At 35.5% G+C, this 1,410-nt stretch carries 2 protein-coding genes; both read left to right on the top strand.

Annotation, left to right across the window (positions count from 1 at the left end; translation table 11 throughout):
* Positions 1–242: 242 nt before the first annotated feature.
* Positions 243–1,010 carry a DUF72 domain-containing protein gene (locus tag Q8907_17030; GenBank protein ID MDP4275974.1) on the top strand — a complete coding sequence of 256 codons (768 nt, stop codon included), beginning with the start codon at positions 243–245 and terminating at the stop codon, positions 1,008–1,010.
* A gap of 58 nt (positions 1,011–1,068) precedes the next feature.
* Positions 1,069–1,347: a cytoplasmic protein gene (locus Q8907_17035; GenBank protein MDP4275975.1), complete on the top strand. Its 279-nt coding sequence runs from the start codon at positions 1,069–1,071 to the stop codon at positions 1,345–1,347.
* Positions 1,348–1,410: the final 63 nt, after the last annotated feature.

The raw sequence follows: 1,410 nt of genomic DNA on the forward strand, positions 1-1,410 counted from the left end.
AAATTTAACAAATCAATGTTAAGCTCAGGATGTTTATTTCTTTTCTGTTAAAAATAGGGCAGAAGATCATTTTATTATATACCCGAATATATCCCCATCCTGTGTCTATGACCGGGTTTAATCTGTTGATTTTTTTGAATATTAATCATCAATTGGCTCATTTTGTGACTTAAATTTGTGTAAAATGTATTTATGAGTAAAACCATAATTTGATATAAAATAACCTACTGATTGAACTAAAAGTGGAAAATAATAACATACTTCATTTATTTATTGGGACTTCTGGCTGGAGTTACAAACATTGGGCCGGTATATTTTACCCGGAAAATGTCAAACCTGCCGGTTATTTGGAATATTATACCACAAATTTCAACTCTGTTGAACTAAACTCTAGTTTTTATCACCTCCCCATGAAAAAAACCATTGCCGGATGGGTGAGTCGTACGCCGGAACCATTTGTATTTTGTCCGAAAATGAGCCGCTATGTTACTCATCTGAAACGGTTAGTTAATGTCGAAGAATCGCTCAACCTGTATTTTGATGTGTTTGAAGGAATGAAGGCACGGCTGGGCCCCGTTCTCATACAGTTGCCTCCGGGATTGCCGTTTGATAAACAATTGTTGAATAATTTTATTGGCATATTAACCGGGAAATATAGCACTTACAGGTTTGCCATTGAAGCCAGGCATAAATCCTGGTTCACGGACGATTGTTTCAAATTGCTTGGACAGTATAATATTGCTTTAGTAATAGCCGATTCGGGGAAACGATACCCTTATTATGAAGTTGTTACCGCTGATTTCGTTTACTTTCGTTTTCACGGGCATGAACAGTTGTATGCTTCAGACTACAGCGAACAGGAATTGCAGGATTATGCCGGAAAAATAATTTCCTGGTTGAAGGAAAACCATGAAGTTTGGGCGTTTTTTAATAATGATTATCAGGGGTTTGCTCCTAAAAATGCAAAGCGATTGAATGAAATTATATCAGAGGCCTTGAATATCGTATAGAAAGCTCCATTCAAAATTATAATATGTCATAACTTTGAATTTTAAATCGTCATAGCTGATGGACTATATTCCTGTAAGAGTTGAATGCCATTCAGTCTGGAAAGCGGATGAATATCCGGTATGCTTTTATTTGGGAAAGGAGAAATTTGAAATAAAAGAAATAATTGATCGTTGGTACCAGGGAGACATAAACCCAGAATGGCCGGCAGCTAATTATTTTAAGGTTCGGACCATTTTAGGGAAGCTATATGTTTTGAAGCATGAGATTATCAAAGATGTTTGGCATTTAATTGTTACTGATGCGGAATTTTTTTTTGACCACCGTTTGGACCAGTAACATATAAAAGTTATTATGTTTTTTTTAATCCCGAAACCTGCATATAATCTTGATATGCAAAAA

The organism is Bacteroidota bacterium (genome assembly GCA_030706565.1).
Taxonomy (GTDB): Bacteria; Bacteroidota; Bacteroidia; order Bacteroidales; family JAUZOH01; genus JAUZOH01.